Below are 17,008 nucleotides of genomic sequence, written 5' to 3' on the forward strand. Positions count from 1 at the left end.
GCAAACACCACCCCCTGTAGGAGCCCGGCTTGCCGGCGAAGGCGTCATCGAAATCGCCTTCGCCGGCAAGCCGGGCTCCTACAAGGGGTTTGCGGGTTACCAGGTCAACACAGCCCCCACCGCAAAGGTATCGGTGTCTTCGTTCTGCGCACTGCTGTCATGGCCGTTGATTTCGAACTGGTTGTACTCGGCTACCAGCTTGAGGTTGTCGTTCACGTCATGGAACAGCGCGATGCCGCGGGTCTCGTAGTCTGCGCCGCTGCCGACCACGCCGTTGCCATCGTCATTGGTCTTGCCGTACGACAACGCCAGGCGGTTCTTGCCCAGTTTGTAGGAGCCCTGCAACAGGTAGCCGTCGCTGTCGACGTTGCGCAGGGTCGGCTCGCCCGCGTTGTTGGTGAAAAACGGATTGATGCCCTTGGCCTGGAAGCCCGACCCGGTCAGGGACAAGCCGCCCATTTTCGCCTGCACGCCATAACCGACGCCTTTGGAGGTGACGGTGTCGACGGTGGAATCGGTATTGTCCGAGGTCTGGTAGCTGCCGTTGACCCAGCTGTAGATCTGCGCCCCGGCGAGATCGAACTGGTAGGTGATCTCGCTCTCGGTGCGCGGGTTTTCCTGGTAGGCCTTGCCGGTCGGGCTGCTGTCATTGGTGTCCACCGGGTCCATGATCCCCACCGCCACGCGCAAACCGTCCATCACCGGCGTGCGGTAGGTAATCTGCGAGGTCGGGAACGGATAGGGGTAACCGGTGCCGATGTTGCCGAACGACACCCCGCCGCCATCCACCAATCCAAGGGTATCGCTGACCTGGCCGTAACCGGCGAGCATCTCGTCGAGCAGGATGTTGGAGCGGGCAAACAGGCCGAAGTCCTTGCCGATCAACACTTCGCCCCATCCCGGATTGGCCACGGTGCCGTAGAACTGCCGCACATCGATGGCGGTGTCGGTACCATTGGTTTCACTGTCGTTGATGGTCACCCAGAACGAGGCGCGGGCACCGAGCTTGAGGTCATCGACCTGCTTGCCCATGTTGAAGCCCAGGTAGTTGGGCAAAAAGCCCATTTTCACCCGCGATTGACGGCGGTCGAACTGGTCGCCGGCGCGGTCGACATCACTGTTCACATAGAAGGCGTTGATGTAGCCGTCGGTGGAGAATGTGGTCTGGTCCTTGTCATACAGCATGATCTCGGCTTGGGCCGTGGCACTCATGCCGAAGGAAGACAGGCTGGCGATCAACGCCGGTAAAAAACGATGCGTGAAGTTCTTATTGTTGTGCATGGCGCGCTCCGCGACTGGGACGAGGTGTCGGAGGCGATTATCGAAAGCTGACGGGCGGCGCCATACGCTGCCTTGGGGGTGGTTTCGAGGTGCTTTGGAATGGCCGCAAGCGTGCGACAACTGTGGCGTAAGACCGCCTGTCTGCAGGGCTCACAACTTAGGGCGTAGGCCTGTAGACCCGACTGGCATCCAGAGGAGCCGGGGGCGTCCATAAAAAAAACCGATACCCGCTTAATGAGTTCACAGACGACGCTCGGGAAGCGCTTGGTTAAGGTCGATGCCACGACTCGCTGTAGCCGCACATACTAATAAAACAAGGGTTTGAACATGACCACGCGCCTCGATGCATCCGGTTTTTCCCGCCGTTCGCTGCTCAAGACCAGCTCCGTCGTACTGACTGCCAGCGCCGCGCTGGGCCTGCCGATCCTCAGCCAGGCCGCCTCACGCCATAGTCAGCAAGGCGCAGAACAATCATCAGGCATGGCCATGGATGCCCAGCTACTGAGTCTGTTTTCACAACCCAAGATCGACTGCCGCCACCATGTGATCGACCCCGTCCAATACCCCTATCCCGCTGACTCCACCTACCAACCCGCAGGGCCTGAGGTCGGCCCTGCGGCGTATTACGAGCAAGTCATGCAGGCCTATGGCATTCGCCATTCAGTGATCGTGCAGCCAACCTCCGCTTATGGTTTCGACAACCGTTGCCTGCTGGACACGCTGGCTCGCAACAAGGGCCGCCATAAAGGTGTGGTCGTGGTGCCGAACGACGTCTCCAGCGAAACGCTCGCACAGTACAAGGCACAGGGCGTGGTCGGCGTCGCACTCAATGCTGCGCTGCTGGGTCCCGAGCGCTTTGCGAAAGTCGACACCCTGATGGAGCGCCTGGCCGAGTTGGAGCTGTTTGCCCAGGTCCAGGTCAAAGACGACCAGTTGCTAACGCTGCTGCCCTTGCTGCAGCGCACGCGCGCCCGTGTGCTGATCGACCACTCCGGCCGGCCCGATGCCAGTGCCGGTTTGCAGCAGCCGGCCTTCCAGGCACTGCTGTCCCTGGCCGGCAACGGACGTACCTTCGTCAAGCTTTCCGGGCTGTCGCAATACTCGAAAATGAGCTCCCCCTACACCGATGCCCAGCCCTACCAGCAGGCATTGCTGCAGGCCTTCACTGCCGAAAATTGCATATGGGGCACCGACTGGCCGTTCTTGCGCGCGCGTCAACACATGGAGTTGGGCACCGTTTTGACAACCTTCGGCGAGATGTTCCCGAGTGCCAGTGACCGCCACCAGATACTGTGGGAAACCCCAAGACGCCTGTTCGGGTTCACCGCCTGATGTAAAAAGCCCGGATACTTCAGCCTGGCAGGCTAAAGAGGTGACCAACAAGCCCTGCCAGGCATTGGCTACGCTGATATCATTCGAGAACTTACAAGCCGGGTGGAAAAACATGAACCGTCAGAAAAAACTGCAGCAGCTGTTCAAGGAAAAGGCCAAGAAGGCCAGCGCCAAACTGGCTCCGAAAAAGCCCAAGTACATTTGTAAGGCGGACCGATTGAAACTGGCTGCTGAAGCCAGCCAGGACTCGGTCATTGCCGCAGAGAGCTGATCTGCGAATCTTCTCTGCCGGTTCAATTTATCGAAGCGGCGTTAGCGCGTAGAGGCCTCTCAAACGCTGCGCCAGCAGGCAGGTAAAGGCCAGTACCGGGATCAGTGCACAGCCGGCCGCCAGCCATAGCAGAGCGCCAAACCCCTGGCCGACCAGTTGCCCGGCCACGGCTGGGCCAGCCATGGAGCTCAAGGCAAAGGCTCCGGGAATCAACATGATCGAGCGACCGCTGCTGTCCAGGCGAGCAATCGCCGCGGTCTGGTAGACACAGCCCCAGGTGAACCCCACCTCCCAGATCCAGGCACCGGCGGCATACATCAGGAAGCCCTTGGCGTTGCCCAGTAACATCAGCCCCGTTCCCAGTACCGCCAGGACGATGACATGGGGCAAGCGCACGCCCAGGCGGTCGCCCACCACGGCCAGGACAAGCGAAGCTGCGCCGCCCAGTAACTTCAACACAGCGAAGACGATACCCAGCTCCGTTGGCTGCAGCGCCAAGCCATGGCCCAAACGTTCAAGGAACGCCCAAAGGCCGATTTGCCCCACGCCGAACAGGAAGAAAAAGGCCAACGCGGCATAAGCTGCAGGCGGCAATCGAAAGCGTGAGAGCAACGATCCGCCATGCAGTTGCTCTGTTTCACCAATAAAGTCCTGGCGCTTTGGCAATACCAATGCGCTGAGGCTCAACAACAGGATGATCGCGGCCAGCATCAAGGCCGCGCCGGCGTAGTGGAAATACGCAATCACCAGCGATGGCAAGGCGAAAAGCACGGCAGCCACCACCCCGAGCTCGATGCCCAGACGCATACCCAAGGCGCGTTCCTTGTTGGCCATTTCGCCCATGATGCGCATGCCGAGGCAGGTCATCAGCGCGGCAAAAAAACCGATCACGGCCCACACCGGCAACTGCGCCGCAGCCGGTAGCCATGACGACATCCAGTACGCCGCCGCAGCCCCGACCGCACAGCCCAGGGTCAACCAGCGCCAGTTCAAGCGGTCAATCAGCATCACGGCCACCAGCGTGCCGAGCAGGTAGCCGGCAAAACACACCGACCCCAGCAGGCCGATCTGTTGGACACTGAACCCAAGGCTGTCAACCATCGAACCGAGCAGGATAGGCAAGGTATTGAATGGCAAGCCACCAATCGTCGAGGCAAAGCTGGCGGCCAGCATGATCGCCAGTGTTTTACGGCCACTCATGTTCATTTTGCGTTCCTGCCCGGGTGGTTATCAGCGCTGGCCGACGGTGATGATTTCGCGGCGTTCGGCCATGGCCGCCGGCACGCTTTCTTCGTCCATGAAAAACTGGTCGTACCATTCACGCAGTTGGTAGACCGGGCCATCCCCTTCAGCCAGGACCGGGTTGTTGACCCGAATCTTGTGCGCCCAGATGTCCACGTCCTGATAGAACGACTCGCGGTTGCGCATCACATAGTCCTGAGCCAGGGCGCGGTTCTGCTCCTCGCTCCAGCCCGGGATTTTTTTCACCATGCAACCAAAGCGCAGTTCGAAACTGTTGCCATTGATCGGCACGTGGCAGTTGAGCAGGATCGAGTGGATTTCCATGCCTTCGAACACCGCGCGCATGCGGGTGAAATGGGTCGCCGGCCCGTAGTAAGCCGACTCGGCCACCAGGTCGCCGCCCAGTCGCTCGGAGTCACCGTGGAAAATCTGCTGGGCGATGTGGCCTTCGAAAACGTTGGCGAAATACTTGGTCGGAGTGCCGTGAACCGGGCCGAAATGCTGGGCATCCGCCAGGTTGTCGACCAGTTCCCGCGGGTTGGTCTCGATGATCAGCTTGTCCATGTGCCAGTCGTGCAGCCATTCGTCGCTGTCCTGCTCGGGCAGATGAGGAATCACCACCTCGTCTGCCGGAGCCTTGCCTTGCGGGTTATTCCAGACGAACAGCAGTCTGTTCTCTTCACAGGTCAGCCAGCTGCGGGTCTTGGCTTTGGGCGGGATGCGCTTGCAGTACGGGATCTCCACGCACTTGCCGCTCGCGTCGTATTGCCAGTGGTGAAATGGGCAGACCACGCGGTCGTTTTCCAGGGTACCGCGCGACAGGTCGGCGCCCATGTGCGGGCAATGCGCATCGATGACGCTGATCTGGCCGCTGGACGTGGCAAACGCCAGCAAGCGCGTGCCAAAGATATCCAGTGTGTGCAATTGGCCGTCACGGTAGTCGGCCGCTTCACCCAGGCAGTGCCAGCCTCGACCAAAGCGAGGGGCCAGAGCATTTTCGACATTGATTGCAGCGAGCTTGGTCATTGTTATTGTTCCTCGTGTGGAAATCCCCGATAACTTGCCCGGTCAATCTTCACCGAGCAGATGCCGGAGCTCATCCTCCGCATGGACTAGATGAGCCTTCCACCACGACTTTCCAGACTGTCAGCGCCAGTCCGCGACGATTCCATGCTCCAGGGCAAAGGGCTGAGCGGCAATCGTGCGCCGCTGAAAATCCACCGCCTGCCTGGCAGTCGCCAGCCACACCATGACTGCGGCCGGCACCTGGGGGGGAGCGGTGCCGATGCGCATGGCCAGCAAGCCGCTCTCGCCAATCGTGGCCTTCAGTGCGTCGGTGGTGACCACCCCGGGATTGAGCGTGAAGGCGCGAATCCCCTGCTTTCCCAGCTCGGCGGCAAGCACCCCGGACACCCGGGAAACCGCAGCCTTGCCTGCCCCATAGGCGTACCCCCAGCCGCCGTCGACGGCGGCCACGGGCGGGTCGCCCTCGCCGGCTCCGGAGGTCACGTTGATCACCACCCCCGAACCCCGTTCGAGCATGGCCGCCAGCACCGTCTGGGTCAGCAGCAACGGCGCCAGTATGTAGCCCTTGAATACCCGTTCCATGGTCTGCGCCTGCAGTGTCATGAACGCCGCATTCAAATCGTTGCCCTGGTAAATGGCGTTATTGACCAGCACATCGATGCGCCCGAACGCTGCCAGCACGGCCTGCCCGGCCGCCACCACCGAGGCGCTGTCGAGCAGGTCCATGGGCACCACCAGCGCCTCGCGCCCCAACTCGCGGATGGCCGCCGCGGTGCTGTTGAGACTGCCGGGCAAGGGCACGCCCTGGGCATCGCACAAGCGATGGCTGGCGTGCTCGCCCTCCTCCAATGTACGGGCACTGATTGCCACATCAAATCCGGCCCGGGCAAAAGCCAATGCCGTCTCCCGGCCGATACCGCGGCTGGCGCCGGTAATGAATGCCACCTTGGTCATGGTCATGCTCTCTGTGGCAAGGGTCAGAAACTGGCCGGGCGGACCATGGCATCCATACCGCCATCGACAAAGATCACGCTGCCGTGGACAAAGCTGGCCTGTGCGGACTGCAGGAACGCCACCACTTGAGCGATTTCCTCGGGGTGACCGGAGCGCCCCAGCGGTGCGACGAACTCACGGACGGCCTTGGCAAAACGCGGGTCGTTCAGCGACGCCTGGTGCAACGGCGTCTCGACCGCTCCCGGCGCCACCACATTCAGGCGAATGCCCTGCTTGGCCCAGGCAACCGCCTTGCTGCGGGCATTGCGGGTCACCGCGTACTTGGAGCTGGCATAGGCGACGTGGGACAGCCCCAGGGCATTGGCATGTTCCAGCGCCAGGGTTTCGTTGTCGGCGAGCATGGCCGCGACCATCGGCTGCTGATCAGGCTTGGCGTGGGTGGCGGCAATCGAGCCGATCACCACGGCGGCCGGCTTGTCGCCCTTGGCCAGGGCATCGGCCAGACCGTCGAGCAGCTCACTGACGCCGAAGTAATTGACCGCGATAATGATATCGGACGTCGCGCTGGAACCTACCCCGGCGCAGCACACCAAGCCGTCGAGCACGCCTGCGCTTTGCTCAAGCACCGCACTGATGGCTGCCTGGCGTCCGCTCGGGCTGGACAGGTCGGCGATGACCTCGGCGTTTGCCCGATCGATACCGATGACACGGTGCCCTGCGGCGCGCAGCGCCTGGCAGACTGCCGCGCCAATACCGGATGCAGAACCGCTGACCGCTGTAACTGGCATAACGTACGTCCTCATTGAATGATGGTGTCGGCTAGTATTGTGGCCGTACAAACCCGCCAACATCGTCCGCACGGACTAAAACGCCCCGTTCTTGCGAGCAAGATCGGGGCGTTCGGTTGACAAGGACCACGCTCAGGCGCGGTTGCGTACCGGCTGAGCCAGTTTCAACGCCGGCGTTTGGGGCTTATCGCTTGCCAGCATCGCCAACTTGGGCTTTCCCAGGGCAACCACACTATTGAGGATGATGCGCACCAACTCCGTTTGGCGCCGGACCCCGGTCTTCGAGAAAATCGAGCGCAAGTGCGCCCGGGCAGTGTTGCGACGCACATTCAGCACTTCGGCGGCCTCTTCGAGCGACAGGCCATTGGCCAACTCCATGGCCAATGCAGTTTCGGCCCGCGTCAGGTTGAACAGTTGCTTGGTCACCGTTTCACTGGCCATGGAACGGCCGACGGCGTCGCGGATGTACACCACCACCACAGGTTTGCTCTTGCCTTCGGCCCAGTCCTGGGTTGGAATCGGCTCGACGACGACGCCCAGGTTGATCTGTCCCGATGGCCTGGACACCGACATCGCTTCAGCCGCCGTGCTGACCTGCTCACTGCTCGCTTCGCGCGCGAAGGCATTACGCACCAGGCGCTGCAGTTCGCGATTATCGGTGGGGTAAGTGGCCTCAAGACGACCGCCGACCAGCTTGAGTCCATCAGCCTGTTTGAGCAGTTCGCTGGCCACGGGGTTCAGGCGCAGCACGCTACCCGTCTGGTCCAGGACGATGGTAGCCACTGACAAGCGGCTGATGGCCTGGGAGTACAACTCACCGATCGATTCGCTGCGATCGAGCAGGTTGTGCACATGCATCGCACGGCGCAGGTGCGGCAGGAGCATTGCGCACAAGGTGCGTTCGGAGGCGTTGAACTTCGGCGCGGCTTTCGGCCGGGTGATGCGAAAGCGCAGCTTGCCGCCATCGGGCGTGGAAACATCGGCACCCATGATGTGGAAGGTGTCGTGGAGGGTGCCATAGGTCTTGTAGTAAACCGAACTGGTCCACTGCGCCTCGGTCATCAGGTCCTCGACCGTGAACACCTGGTCGATCGGCGGGTTGCTGAAGGGCGTGACCGATTGTTGATAAGGCCAGTAACTCACCTCTCCATCACCTTCGATGTCGCCGACGACAATCATCAGGCCCAGGTCCGGCTGCTCAGGCACTCGCAGGATCAAGGTGACATAGTTGGCCTGGAACAAGCTGCGGACATGGCGCAGGGTCTTGGCCATCAACTTGTGATCCAGCGAGCCGTCGTAGAACTCGCCGATGAGCCTGTCATATTCAGCCAGCTCCACGCCCATTTCTGCCAGGGCCTGAACACTCAAACTGGAATTTTCCATCGCTCGTTTCCTCGCGGGACACAGCTCAGGCCATGCCCGTTTTTATTGTTATGATTCGAACGCTTGCGCATTCGGCGCGCGGCCTGTTCTGGCCGCCACCAATGGCTTGCCCTGATTGAACCAGGCGGCCAGCGCCGGTAGCAGGAAAATCGCCCCAAGCACATTGACCAGAAACATGAACGATAGCAATACCCCCATGTCGGCCTGAAACTTCAGCGGCGCAAAGGCCCAGGTGCAGACCCCGATCGACATGGTCAGGGCGGTGAATACGGCCGCCGTTCCGCGTTGGCACATGGCCCGGTAGAACGCATTACGCAGGTCGGCGCCGTCGGCCATTTCATGCTGGATCCGTTCATAGAGGTAAATGCCGTAGTCCACCCCTACTCCGACCCCGAGCGCCATCACCGGCAGTGTCGCCACCTTCAGGCCGATGCCGAGCATGGCCATCAGCGCGTTGCACAGCACCGCAACGATGGCCAGCGGTACCAGGATGCACAGCACCGCGCGCAATGAGCCAAACGTCAGCCAGCAAAACAGCAGCACCGAGCCGAACAACGCCACCAGCATCAGCACCTCGGCGCGCTTGACCGCGTCATTGGACGCCGCCATCACCCCCACGTTGCCACCGCCCAGGAGGAATTTGATTTCCGGGACCTGGACCTGGTCGATAATCCGCTTGGCTTCCTTGACCACATGGGACACCGTCGCACCATCGTGATCGGAGAGGAACACCAGGATCTGCATCTGCTGGCAGCCATCGGTCACCAGGCCGTCATCGGGCATATAGGCCCGGGCACCCTGGCTCAACCCCCGGGACGAGCCCGGAATGGCCGCCCAGCGCGGGTTGCCTTCGTTGTTGCCGGCAATCACCGTCTTGCCGAAACCGGCCACACTCTGCACCGACTGCACCCCCGTGACGCTGCGCATCTTGAAGTCGAAGGCCTCGACGGCACGCATCACCGTCGGCGACAGGCAGGCCTCTTCCAGGCCCTGGGCCTCGACGAACACCGCCAGCACATCGAGGCCGATGGAATAGCTGCCCACGATCTTCGCGTTGTCCTGGTTGTAGCGCGACTCGGCGCGCAACTCCGGCGCACCGGCACCGATGTCACCGACTTCCAGCTGCCGCGCCTTGAGCACCGCGACGCCGAGCAACATCAGGCTGAGCACCAGCACCGCCAGCGCCGGACGCGGCTCGGCCAGTGCCGACAGCCGCCACCACAGCGGGTGCCTGCCCTGCTGCTGGACGCGCCCCTTGGCCAGCACGCTACGCTCCAGGCGCAAATGGGAAATGATGATCGGCAACATCATCTTGTTGGTGATGATCATCAGCATCACACCGATGCAGGCGGTCACGCCCAGTTCATGCACGATCGGGATGTCGATCAGCATGATCACGGCAAAACCCAGGGCATTCATCAGCAGCGCCAGGGAACCGGGAATGAAGATGTTGCAGAAAGCCAGTCGCGCCGCCTGCACCGAGTCCTTTCCGGCCAGGACTTCCTGCTTCCAGGCATTGGTCATCTGCACGGCGTGCGAGACGCCGATGGAGAAGATCAGGAACGGCACCAGAATCGACATCGGGTCGATACCCAGGCCCATCAGCGGCAGCAGTCCCAGGAGCCAGACCACCGGTAGCAAGGCCACCAGCAAGGCCACCACGGTCAGGCGCAACGACCGCGAGTAGATCCACAGCAGCAGGCCGGTGATCAGGAAGGCGACGACAAAAAAACCGATCACTGTCATCAGGCCTTCGACCACATCGCCCACCAGCTTGGCGAAGCCGACGATGTTGATTTCCACCTGGTCGCTGGCGTATTTGGCGCGGATGTCTTCCAGGCTCCGGGACACGTCCACATAACTGACCGCCTTGCCGGTCTGCGGGTCGACGTCCTGCAAGTCGGCACGCACCATGGCCGATTTCAGGTCGTTGGCCACCAGCCGTCCGACCTGCCCGGAGCGGGCGGCGTTGCTGCGCACCTGGGCCAGGTCCTCGGCAGTTCCGGTAAAGCGTGGCGGCACGACTACATCGCCGAAAAAGCCTTCTTCGGTGATTTCGATGTAGCGCACATTGGCGGTAAACAACGAGGTGACGCTGGCGCGGCTGACCCCGTTGATGAAGAACACATCGTCAGTGACCTTGCGCAGGGTGTCGAGGAACTGCGGGTTATAGATATCCCCTTCGCCTTTCCATTTCACGCTGACCAGAAAACGGTTGGCCCCGGTGAAATACTGACTGAAACCGAGGAAGTTGAGCATGTACTCATGCCTTACCGGGATCTGCTTGTTGAAGCCAGGATCGAGCTGGGTGTGCGTGGCGCTGTACCCCAGGCCCAGGGTCAGCAGCACAAACACCGACAGCAGCAGTTTGCGTTGCCCAAGCAACAGGTCGGCACAGCGCTCGACCATGCGGTCGACCCAGGATTTACCGTGTTTCATGACGCTGCTCCCCTTTGCCCAGCACGGCAACGCTGTTGCCGCTGCCCTGATACACACCACGTTCACCGGCCACCAGCACCTGGTCGCCCTCCACCACAACAGCTGAGGTCAAGGTCCCAAGCCCGGGTTGCCGGCTGGTGCCGAGCAGGTGGCCCTGGCCATCGAGGCGCACCATCGAACTGCCCGCGCCGACAATCAGTACCCCGCCGTTGTCCGGTAGCAGCACATGACCATAGAGCGGTTGCGTGTTGCCGACCTTGATGGCCTGCCATTGCTCGCCGAAGTCATCGGTGACGAAGACATGACCGCGCATGCCGTAGGTCACCCAACGCTGGGAACTCAGGCGGACCACGCCAAACAGCGAGCCGTTGTAGAACGTCGGCAACTGTTGCCAGTGCTGGCCGTTATCGGCACTGCGCAGGACCAGGCCCTGCTCGCCGACCAGCATGCGCCGGCCATCACTGCCGCCGTCCATGGCATTGAGGTGAGAGCGATCGACTTCCAGCGCCAGCACTTGCCAGCTCTGCCCGGCATCGTCGGACTGGTAGAACTTGCCGTAGCTGCCGAACACAAAGACCTGGTCACCGCCAGCCGCCCAAACGCCCAGCAATGGCTCGCCGGCTTCAGGCTCGTAGTGAACCTCCTGCCAGCTGCTGCCCTCGTCGGAGGAACGCAGGATCAACCCATCCTGGCCAACGGCAATCAGTTGCCCGGCGCTCAATGCGGTAATGGCGGTGAGGGAAATCTGCCGGCGCGGCTCGACACTGGCCTGCCGCCAGGCATGGCCGCGGTCATCGCTGATCAAAATGGTGCCGCGTTCGCCCACCGCCACCTGGCGCTTGCCCAGGTTGAGCAGGCCATTGATTTGCATGCGGTCGGTGTTCAGCGCCGTTTCGCCGACGCTCGCGCCCTCACGCGGGGTAAACGCCAGCGCGACGATTGCGGCGACCGCAATGCACACCAGGTAAGCGATCAACTGGCGCATGGGCGACTCCTTGCAGCAACATCCAGGCGCTCGACAATAGACATACAGCCCACCCTCTTATTCTTGTAGAAGTGAATCACCGCACCCACGAGGTGCGGCGCTTGCAACCGCTCTTGACTGAGGTGTGTAGATAGTCGTCCTGCCCGGCTCCCGGGGCATCGTCCAAATGGCCTACCCCGGTGCCGAACGACCCAATCCGTGATCAAGGAAGTTCGAACAGGCCCGCCGCGCCCATGCCGCCGCCAATGCACATGGCCACGACCACATAGCGCGCGCCGCGGCGACGCCCTTCAAGCAGGGCGTGACCGACCATGCGCGCACCGGACATGCCGAACGGGTGACCGATGGAGATGGCCCCGCCATTGACGTTCAGGCGCTCCGGGGGAATGCCCAGGGCGTCGCGGCAATGCAGCACCTGGCAGGCAAAGGCTTCATTGATTTCCCACAGACCGATATCGGCCACGCTCAGGCCAAAGCGCTTGAGCAGCTTGGGCACCGCGACCACCGGCCCGATACCCATCTCCTCCGGCGCGCAGCCAGCCACGGCGATGCCGCGATAGATGCCCAGCGGCTGCAGGCCCAGCGCCGCCGCTTGCCCGCGGCTCATCAGCAAGCTGGCCGAGGCGCCATCGGAAAACTGCGAGGCGTTGCCGGCGGTAATGAACTCACCCTGCACGACCCATTGACCGTGCTTCCAGACCGGTTTCAGGCCTGCCAGGTCTTCGCGCCGGGTCGATGGCCGGTTGCATTCATCGCGATCGGCCAGCACCGATTCATGGCCATCGGGCTGACCTTCCTTGTCAAAGAGTTGCTTGCGCGCTTGCAACGGCACGATTTCGCCATCGAACAAACCATCACGCTGGGCAGCCGCCGTGCGTTGCTGGCTTTGCAGCGCATAGTCGTCCTGGACGGCGCGGCTGATACCGTAGCGCTGCGAGACAATCTCGGCGGTTTCGATCATCGGGATGTAGGCGCTGGGCATACGGGCCAGCACCGCCTCCGACTGATTGCGGTAGGTGTTCTTGTGTTTGTTCTGGGTCAGCGACAGCGACTCGACGCCGCCGGCGATGGCAATGCTCATTTCACCGGCCAGTATGTTCTTCGCCGCCATGCCGATACTCATCAGGCCGGAGGCGCACATGCGATCCAGGGCCATGCCCGGCACGCTGTCCGGCAGCCCGCCGGTGTAGGCGCAGAGCCTGCCGATGTTGTAGCCCTGGGTGCCCTGCTGCACGGCTGCGCCCATGATCACATCGTCCACCGAACCCGGATCGATACCGGCACGTTCCACCACGGCCCGCACCACATGGCCGCCGAGCACCGGGGCTTCGGTGTCGTTGAACGAGCCGCGGAAGGATTTGGCCAGCGCAGTACGCGCGGTGGCAACGATTACAACGTCATTCTTGTCCATGCAAAGGCTCACTCGGTAATGGGATTGAAGGTGTAGCGACTGATGGTGTCGACCACGCAGCCGGGGCGCTCGGCGCCCTCGATTTCAACGCTGATGCGCACCACCAGCTGTACGGCGCTGCCGATCATCTCGGCGCTGGTCACCTGGCCTCGGCCGCGCACCCGCGCGCCGACTTTCACCGCGGCGGGAAAGCGCACGCGGTCGGTGCCGTAGTTGACCCCCATGGCCATGTTGTCGATGCTCATGAGCTGCGGCATGAACAGGTTGGCCAGCGCCAGGGTCAGGTAGCCATGGGCGATGCATGCCCCGAACGGCCCGTTGGCGGCGCGCTCGGGATCGACGTGTATCCACTGTTGGTCGCCGGTCGCATCGGCGAACAGGTTGACCCGCTCCTGGGTCAGCTGCAGCCAGTCGGTGACGCCCAGGTCCAGGCCCTGGGCCTTGAGCATTTGCTCGGCACTGCTGAATCGGGTGCTCATGGGGATGTCCTCAAGCCTGTTGCGAACTGACCGACAGCACTTCGCCGACCATGTAGGAGGCGTAGTCGCTGGCCAGGAAAATCATCACGTTGGCGACCTCCCAGACTTCGGCGGCACGGCCGAAGGCTTCACGGTCGGCCAGCTTCGCCAGCATTTCTTCGCTGGAGGCCTTCTTGAGAAATTCATGCAAGGCGATCGAAGGCGACACCGCGTTGATGCGCACGCCGCTTTCGGCCGCTTCCAGCGCGCTGCAACGGGTCAGGGCCATGACCCCGGCCTTGGCGGCGGCGTAGTGCGCCTGTTCCTTCTGCGCACGCCAGCCGAGCACCGAGGCGTTGTTGACGATGGCGCCCGAACCGCGACGTTCCATGTACGGCAACATCGCGCGGGTCATGCGGAAGGTGCCGGTGAGCGTCACATCGATGACCCGCAGCCATTCCTCATCGCTCATCTCGGTCACCCGCTTCGAACCACCGAGGCCAGCGTTGTTGATCAGCACATCGACGCCACCAAGGGCCTGCTCGGCGGCGGCGACCAGCGCCTGCACCTCGGCCTCGACGGTGACGTTGCACAGTTGGCCGTACACCGCCTGCAAGCCGGTGTCGGCCTTGAGCTGCTCGACCGCCTGCTCCAGGCGCCGGGGATGCACATCGGAAATCATCAGGGCGCGGCAGCCTTCCTCGGCACAGCGCTTGGCCGCGGCGTAGCCGATGCCTGCGCCAGCGGCGGCAGTGATGAGAACGGATTTGCCAGCCAGCAACTGGTGGCCAGGAACATAGGGAGGGGCTTGTTTCACGATCTATACCTCTGACAGAAAACACGATGTCTACAGGTATAAAGGCCGCCGGGAGCGGGCACATCGTCAAAACGGACGGGGTAGGTATCAGCGGGGGTCTATAAGGGAATGCATTTCAAATGTGGGAGATTCTATGGTTGAGGGGAAAACGCTCAACTGCTTTACCGAGTACATATCCATTGCTGCGGTAACGGCTACTAAGGGTTCCGCCCTTACGGCGGGTCACTTTTGAAAAGAGCCCAAAAGTAACCAAAAGGCTCTTGCCCCACCACTCGGTGCCTCGCTATGGCTCGGCATGCCCTCACTCCGGCATTGCTCCGTGGGTCGCCGCGATGGGCCATCCCTGGCCCAGCGCGGCTAAACCGGCGTCCTGCCGGTTTACCCACTGCACAATGCCTGCGTTCGGCCATCGTGGTTTAACGGGGCGCCGAAATCTAAAGCCAAAGCGAGGCGGCCTGACAGCCGACCTGACTTTTACGGCTGTACCTGATCCCCTGTGGGAGATTCTATGGTTGACGTTCATCGCGAGCGGGCTCGCCCTACACGGAGGAAGGACTCATGTGCCCCAGACCTTCTGGGCCTTGGGTGCTTCGTCAAGGATCGCATCAACTGCCGCGCCCACTTCCGCTACCTGCCAGCGCGCGCCCTTGTCGCGGGTAACGCCCGTGCGCCAACCGTCGCCGAGGGAGATTCGCCCACCCTGGCTCTCGAACAACTGGCCGCTGACATGCCCGGACGCTTCGCTGCCCAGCCACACCACCAGGGGAGCGACGTTTTCCGCCGCCCAGGCATCGAAGCTGTCGTCTTCGGGTTTCTTGACCATATCCGGCATGGCGCTTTCGGTCATCGCCGTGCGCGCCGCCGGGGCCAAGGCGTTGGCTGTAACGCCATAGCGCCGAAGTTCCGCCGCTTGCACCAGGGTCAGGGATGCAATGCCACCCTTGGCCGCCGAGTAGTTCGATTGCCCGATCGAGCCCTGCAGGCCGGCCCCGGAACTGGTATTGATAATGCGCGCGGCCACCGGTGTACCGACCTTGGCCAGGTCACGCCAGCGCCGCCCGAGAATATTGGCCAGGCAGTAATGCCCCTTCAGGTGCACGCGCATCACCATGTCCCAGTCCTCTTCCGAGAGGCTGATGAACATCCGGTCACGCAGGACCCCGGCATTGTTGACCAGCACATGGACTTCGCCGAAGGCCGCGAGCGCGGCATCGACGATGCCCTGGGCGCTGCTCAGGGTGGTGATATCGCCATCGCTGGCGATCGCCTGGCCACCGTTCGAGCAAATCTCGTCGACCACGGCTTCGGCCGCCTCGCGCCGAATATCATTGACCACGACGTTGGCGCCTTCGGCAGCGAAGGCCAGCGCATAGGCGCGGCCGAGCCCGCCTCCGGCACCGGTGATGATCACGGTACGACCTGCACAGATTCCCATGGAGTGTTTTCCTGTTCCTGAGTGTGGGGCGGCTTCAGAGCCGTTCGATAATGCTGACGTTGGCCTGGCCACCGCCTTCGCACATGGTTTGCAGGCCGTAGCGCCCGCCCGTGCGTTCAAGCGAGTGCAGCAGCGTGGTCATCAATCGCGCACCGGTCGCACCCAGCGGATGGCCGAGGGCGATGGCGCCGCCATTGACGTTGGTACGGCCCGGGTCGTAATCGAGTTCCTTGGCCCAGGCCATGACCACCGAGGCAAAGGCCTCGTTGATCTCCACCAGGTCGATGTCCGCCATGCCCATGCCGGCTTTCTTCAGCGCCGCACGGGTGGCCGCAATCGGTGCGGTGAGGTGCCAGATCGGATCATCACCCAGTACCGACAAGTGATGGATACGCGCCCTGGGTGTCAGCCCGTAGCGTTTGAGTGCCGCTTCCGAGACCACCAGCAGCGCTGCCGAGGCATCGCAGGTCTGGCTCGACACTGCCGCGGTGATCGACGGAAACTGCGGGCTCACCGGTTCCAGGCTGGCCATCTTTTCCAGGCTGCTGACCCGCGGGGTTTCATCAAACGCCAGGCCTTCACAGGCCACGATCTCGCTGGCGAAATAGCCGGCGTCGGCGGCCGCGAGGGCGCGTCGATGGCTTTCCAGGGCGTACCCTTCCATGTCAGCGCGGCTGATCTGCCAGTGATCGGCGATGCGTTGGGCGGCGTAGAACTGATTGACCGGCTGGTTGCCAAAACGTGCCTGCCAGCCCTTGCTGCCGGAAAACGGGTCGCTGAACCCCAGGGGCTGACCCGCGAGCATCGCCGACGAGATCGGGATCTGGGTCATGGTCTGCACGCCGCCCACCGCCACCACGTCCTGCATGCCACTCATCACCGCCTGAGCGGCAAAGTGCAGCGCCTGCTGGGACGAACCGCACTGACGGTCAACGGTGGTGCCCGGAACATTCAGCGGCAGGCCCGCGGCCAGCCAGCTGGTGCGGGCAATGTCGCCCGCTTGCGAACCGATGGCATCGACACAACCGAAGATCACGTCGTCGTAGTCTTCGGCGGGAATCGCGTTGCGTTCGACCAGCGCCTTCAACACATGGGCACCCAGGTCGATGGCATGCACATGGGCCAGGCTACCCTTGCGCTTGCCCGTGGGGCTGCGCAGGGCATCGACTATATACGCTTGGGGCAT

Annotated in this window: 15 protein-coding genes; 2 read left to right on the top strand and 13 right to left on the bottom strand. The window is 62.5% G+C overall.

Going from position 1 to position 17,008, the window contains the following annotated elements; all coding sequences use genetic code 11:
* Nucleotides 1-96: 96 nt before the first annotated feature.
* Nucleotides 97-1,281: a porin gene (locus OH720_RS21805; protein ID WP_180206737.1), complete on the bottom strand. Its 1,185-nt coding sequence runs from the start codon at nucleotides 1,279-1,281 to the stop codon at nucleotides 97-99.
* A gap of 327 nt (nucleotides 1,282-1,608) precedes the next feature.
* Here OH720_RS21805 and OH720_RS21810 point away from each other — a divergent pair, with 327 nt between their 5' ends.
* Both OH720_RS21810 and OH720_RS21815 read left to right on the top strand, forming a co-directional pair.
* On the top strand, nucleotides 1,609-2,613 hold the full coding sequence (locus tag OH720_RS21810) for an amidohydrolase family protein (RefSeq protein WP_272602876.1): 1,005 nt from the start codon (nucleotides 1,609-1,611) through the stop codon (nucleotides 2,611-2,613).
* A 112-nt stretch (nucleotides 2,614-2,725) separates the two neighbouring features.
* The gene (locus OH720_RS21815) at nucleotides 2,726-2,884 is read left to right on the top strand and encodes a DUF2986 domain-containing protein (protein ID WP_272606501.1); all 159 of its coding nucleotides are present in this window, start codon (nucleotides 2,726-2,728) and stop codon (nucleotides 2,882-2,884) included.
* A gap of 27 nt (nucleotides 2,885-2,911) precedes the next feature.
* Here the strand turns inward: OH720_RS21815 and OH720_RS21820 are convergent, their stop codons facing one another.
* The 12 genes from OH720_RS21820 to OH720_RS21875 all read right to left on the bottom strand — a co-directional run bounded on the left by OH720_RS21820 (nucleotide 2,912) and on the right by OH720_RS21875 (nucleotide 17,008).
* On the bottom strand, nucleotides 2,912-4,090 hold the full coding sequence (locus tag OH720_RS21820) for an MFS transporter (protein WP_272602877.1): 1,179 nt from the start codon (nucleotides 4,088-4,090) through the stop codon (nucleotides 2,912-2,914).
* Between the two features lie 24 nt (nucleotides 4,091-4,114).
* The gene (locus OH720_RS21825) at nucleotides 4,115-5,152 is read right to left on the bottom strand and encodes a Rieske 2Fe-2S domain-containing protein (protein WP_008056553.1); all 1,038 of its coding nucleotides are present in this window, start codon (nucleotides 5,150-5,152) and stop codon (nucleotides 4,115-4,117) included.
* A gap of 120 nt (nucleotides 5,153-5,272) precedes the next feature.
* A complete protein-coding gene (locus OH720_RS21830; RefSeq protein WP_272602878.1) occupies nucleotides 5,273-6,106 on the bottom strand; it encodes an SDR family NAD(P)-dependent oxidoreductase in 834 nt (277 codons plus the stop codon).
* Between the two features lie 23 nt (nucleotides 6,107-6,129).
* Nucleotides 6,130-6,894: an SDR family oxidoreductase gene (locus OH720_RS21835; protein ID WP_272602879.1), complete on the bottom strand. Its 765-nt coding sequence runs from the start codon at nucleotides 6,892-6,894 to the stop codon at nucleotides 6,130-6,132.
* 132 nt (nucleotides 6,895-7,026) lie between these two features.
* Entirely contained in the window at nucleotides 7,027-8,277 is a 1,251-nt protein-coding gene (locus tag OH720_RS21840) for a helix-turn-helix transcriptional regulator (protein ID WP_272602880.1), read from the bottom strand.
* A 48-nt stretch (nucleotides 8,278-8,325) separates the two neighbouring features.
* Entirely contained in the window at nucleotides 8,326-10,716 is a 2,391-nt protein-coding gene (locus OH720_RS21845) for an efflux RND transporter permease subunit (RefSeq protein WP_272602881.1), read from the bottom strand.
* Nucleotides 10,703-11,701: a WD40/YVTN/BNR-like repeat-containing protein gene (locus OH720_RS21850; protein ID WP_272602882.1), complete on the bottom strand. Its 999-nt coding sequence runs from the start codon at nucleotides 11,699-11,701 to the stop codon at nucleotides 10,703-10,705. Before OH720_RS21850 ends, OH720_RS21845 begins: the two co-directional genes overlap by 14 nt.
* Nucleotides 11,702-11,903: 202 nt before the next feature.
* On the bottom strand, nucleotides 11,904-13,112 hold the full coding sequence (locus OH720_RS21855) for an acetyl-CoA C-acyltransferase (protein WP_272602883.1): 1,209 nt from the start codon (nucleotides 13,110-13,112) through the stop codon (nucleotides 11,904-11,906).
* 8 nt (nucleotides 13,113-13,120) lie between these two features.
* A complete protein-coding gene (locus tag OH720_RS21860; RefSeq protein ID WP_008056561.1) occupies nucleotides 13,121-13,591 on the bottom strand; it encodes a MaoC family dehydratase in 471 nt (156 codons plus the stop codon).
* Between the two features lie 10 nt (nucleotides 13,592-13,601).
* Nucleotides 13,602-14,387, bottom strand: a complete 786-nt coding sequence (locus tag OH720_RS21865; RefSeq protein WP_272602884.1) for an SDR family oxidoreductase — start codon at nucleotides 14,385-14,387, stop codon at nucleotides 13,602-13,604.
* A 556-nt stretch (nucleotides 14,388-14,943) separates the two neighbouring features.
* The gene (locus OH720_RS21870; protein ID WP_272602885.1) at nucleotides 14,944-15,822 is read right to left on the bottom strand and encodes an SDR family oxidoreductase; all 879 of its coding nucleotides are present in this window, start codon (nucleotides 15,820-15,822) and stop codon (nucleotides 14,944-14,946) included.
* A 34-nt stretch (nucleotides 15,823-15,856) separates the two neighbouring features.
* Nucleotides 15,857-17,008, bottom strand: a complete 1,152-nt coding sequence (locus tag OH720_RS21875) for an acetyl-CoA C-acetyltransferase (RefSeq protein ID WP_272602886.1) — start codon at nucleotides 17,006-17,008, stop codon at nucleotides 15,857-15,859.

Origin of the sequence: Pseudomonas sp. WJP1, assembly GCF_028471945.1 — a bacterium.
In the GTDB taxonomy this organism is placed as follows: Bacteria; Pseudomonadota; Gammaproteobacteria; order Pseudomonadales; family Pseudomonadaceae; genus Aquipseudomonas.

Coding starts and splice junctions, on each gene's coding strand:
- OH720_RS21805 (WP_180206737.1), bottom strand. CDS start 1,281: ATGCACAACAATAAGAACTTCACGCATCGTTTTTTACCGGCGTTGATC.
- OH720_RS21840 (WP_272602880.1), bottom strand. CDS start 8,277: ATGGAAAATTCCAGTTTGAGTGTTCAGGCCCTGGCAGAAATGGGCGTG.
- OH720_RS21875 (WP_272602886.1), bottom strand. CDS start 17,008: ATGCCCCAAGCGTATATAGTCGATGCCCTGCGCAGCCCCACGGGCAAG.
- OH720_RS21820 (WP_272602877.1), bottom strand. CDS start 4,090: ATGAACATGAGTGGCCGTAAAACACTGGCGATCATGCTGGCCGCCAGC.
- OH720_RS21845 (WP_272602881.1), bottom strand. CDS start 10,716: ATGAAACACGGTAAATCCTGGGTCGACCGCATGGTCGAGCGCTGTGCC.
- OH720_RS21830 (WP_272602878.1), bottom strand. CDS start 6,106: ATGACCAAGGTGGCATTCATTACCGGCGCCAGCCGCGGTATCGGCCGG.
- OH720_RS21870 (WP_272602885.1), bottom strand. CDS start 15,822: ATGGGAATCTGTGCAGGTCGTACCGTGATCATCACCGGTGCCGGAGGC.
- OH720_RS21855 (WP_272602883.1), bottom strand. CDS start 13,112: ATGGACAAGAATGACGTTGTAATCGTTGCCACCGCGCGTACTGCGCTG.
- OH720_RS21810 (WP_272602876.1), top strand. CDS start 1,609: ATGACCACGCGCCTCGATGCATCCGGTTTTTCCCGCCGTTCGCTGCTC.
- OH720_RS21835 (WP_272602879.1), bottom strand. CDS start 6,894: ATGCCAGTTACAGCGGTCAGCGGTTCTGCATCCGGTATTGGCGCGGCA.
- OH720_RS21815 (WP_272606501.1), top strand. CDS start 2,726: ATGAACCGTCAGAAAAAACTGCAGCAGCTGTTCAAGGAAAAGGCCAAG.
- OH720_RS21860 (WP_008056561.1), bottom strand. CDS start 13,591: ATGAGCACCCGATTCAGCAGTGCCGAGCAAATGCTCAAGGCCCAGGGC.
- OH720_RS21825 (WP_008056553.1), bottom strand. CDS start 5,152: ATGACCAAGCTCGCTGCAATCAATGTCGAAAATGCTCTGGCCCCTCGC.
- OH720_RS21850 (WP_272602882.1), bottom strand. CDS start 11,701: ATGCGCCAGTTGATCGCTTACCTGGTGTGCATTGCGGTCGCCGCAATC.